Annotated in this window: 3 protein-coding genes; 1 reads left to right on the forward strand and 2 read right to left on the reverse strand. The window is 70.9% G+C overall.

The annotated features are described in order from the left end of the window. Positions 1 to 962, reverse strand: a 962-nt coding sequence (locus CCN39_RS48350) for an FAD-dependent monooxygenase (protein ID WP_143264494.1), incomplete at its 3' end; no start/stop codon positions are given. Between the two features lie 109 nt (positions 963 to 1071). On the opposite strand from CCN39_RS48350, the gene CCN39_RS48355 reads away from it, so the two are divergent. Then, entirely contained in the window at positions 1072 to 1551 is a 480-nt protein-coding gene (locus CCN39_RS48355; protein ID WP_086853947.1) for a MarR family winged helix-turn-helix transcriptional regulator, read from the forward strand. 10 nt (positions 1552 to 1561) lie between these two features. On the opposite strand, the gene CCN39_RS48360 is transcribed toward CCN39_RS48355, so the two are convergent. Continuing rightward, a complete protein-coding gene (locus CCN39_RS48360) occupies positions 1562 to 2137 on the reverse strand; it encodes an expansin EXLX1 family cellulose-binding protein (RefSeq protein ID WP_244211360.1) in 576 nt (191 codons plus the stop codon). Positions 2138 to 2240 lie beyond the last annotated feature (103 nt).

The raw sequence follows: 2240 nt of genomic DNA on the forward strand, positions 1-2240 counted from the left end.
CGTTCCTGACCGGCCAGGGCACGAGCCTGGCGTTGGTGGGTGCGTACGTGCTCGCCCACGCCCTGGCCGGTCAGGAACGACGGCGCGTGCGCCGCGTCGCCGACGAGGGCCACGCGGCCGGATGACCAGCGCGGCATGCGGATCTGGCTGATCACGTCGAAGAACAGGTCGTCGGCCTCCCGCATCGCCGCGACCAGGCGCGGGATCTCCCAGCCGTCGCCGGCGAAGGTGCGGGCGATGAGGTCGCGCTGGGCCTCGGGGTTGCGGAAGGCCGCCAACGGCGGCTCCGGCCGGGCGGAGACCAAGAACCCGTGCAGCTCTTCGCTGTCGAGGACCGCGTACAGCGCCGCGCCCTTCCCCGGCGTGCTCCACGCGAGCCCCTCGCGGAACAGCCCGAAGTCGTTGGGCATGGTGAACCCGGCGAAGCAGTAGCCGAGGTAGTGGTGGAACGGTGCCTCGTCGCCGAAGACGAGCTCCCGGGTCCGGGAGTGCAGGCCATCGGCGCCGATCACCAGGTCGTAGCGATCCCGGCGGCCGCTGCGGAAGGTGACGTCCACCCCGTCCGCGTGGTCGGTGAGGGTCTCGACCGTGTCGCCGAACCGGACCTCGACGTCGTCGCGCACCAGGTCGTACAGCGTCCGGATCAGGTCGCCGCGGCGGATCTCGAGGTCTTCGCCTTCGGTGCCGCGGATGATCGCGTCCGGGGCCAGCGACACGATTTCGTCGCCGGAAGCGTCGAGGAACGTCAACCGCCGCGTCGAGATGTGCAGGTCCTGCAGGCGCGGCAGGATGCCCATCCGCTCGACGGCGTCCAGCGCCGTGCCGCGGACGTCGATGGGATAGCCGCCGACCCGGAGTTCGGCCGCCTTCTCCACGAGGGTGACCGCGAACCCGGCCCGCCGCAGCCAGAAGGCCAGGGCCGGCCCGGCGATGCTGGCCCCGGAAATCAGTACTCGCTTCATGATGTCTCCGATAGCTAAGTTAGGTATCTATCTTCGGGGTGCGACAATGCCCGTGATCAACCCCCGGTCAGGCCAACTATATACCTAAGTTAGCTATCTAAGAGGTGTGATGGGCGACACAGACGCCACCGACCTGCGGGCCGTGCTGCCCCGGATCATGCAGCTGGGCACCGTGATGAACCGCAGCGGCCTCGGCGAGCGGGCGATGAAGCGGATCGGCGCGGACCTCGACCGGCCCGGGCTGTCGATCATCCTCGCGCTGCACATGACCGGGAAGGCGATGCGCGTCGGCGAGATCGCGGAGCGGATGCAGGTCGCCGGGCCGCACGTCACGCGGCACCTGCACGTGCTCGAACGACGGCAGCTCGTGCGCGGCCTGCCCGACCCGGACGACCGGCGGGCCCGGCTGGTCGAGCTGACTCCCGAAGGCGCCGAGATCGCCGACCGCTACCTCACCACGCTGCTCGGCTGGTTCGGCGAGGCGCTGTCCGGCTGGACGCCGGAGGACCGCCGGACCTTCTACGACCTGCTCCTGCGGTTCACCGACGACCTCGCGGCGTTCCTGTCGACGACCGGCGAAGAGGAGTGAAGGCCGGCGGTCAGTGCTGGGCGAACTGCCGGTCCGTCGGCTGGCTGACACCGGGCTTGACCGGCAGCGCGTCGACGACCAGCCGCTCGCCGTAGACGTCGGTGATCGCGACGGCCCCGCCGCACCCGGCGCCGTTGTCCGACAGGAAGTAGTTGTAGTCGGTGCGCTGCAGCCGTTTCCAGCTGCCGCCCGCGCGGACTTCCAGCCGGGCCACCGGATTGCGGTGGTCGATCACCTGGATCCCGCACCAGTACGGGGACGAGCCGTCCTTGTAGCGCAGGGAAATCCGCTTCGGCGACGGTGAGCTCACCAGCTTCCAGGTGACCGGGATTTCGCCGCGGTTGCGCGCTCCGAGCCGGTCGAACGCCTTCGGGTTCAGGTCCAGCTGCCCGACCCGGCACGGCGCCGGGCACAGGTTCGTGATCCGCACCGTGACGCTCGCACCGCCGGCCGCCCGGACCTCGACGTAGGCCCCGCAGGCCTGGGAGCCCTCGAAGTCGGCGACGTTCATCGCCGCGTTCAGCGGATCCGGGCTCGCGTCGTACCCGCAGGCGCCGGTGCCGTCGGTGTCGTAGAAGGTGGCCACGCCGGAGTGCGACACGCCCGGCCGGATCCGCCCGGCGAGCGGCGCGGCCGCCGACGTCGGGGACGCGGCGCTGGACGACGCGGACGTCGTCGTCGTGGTCGGG

Source organism: Amycolatopsis kentuckyensis (assembly GCF_002155975.1).
In the GTDB taxonomy this organism is placed as follows: Bacteria; Actinomycetota; Actinomycetes; order Mycobacteriales; family Pseudonocardiaceae; genus Amycolatopsis; species Amycolatopsis kentuckyensis.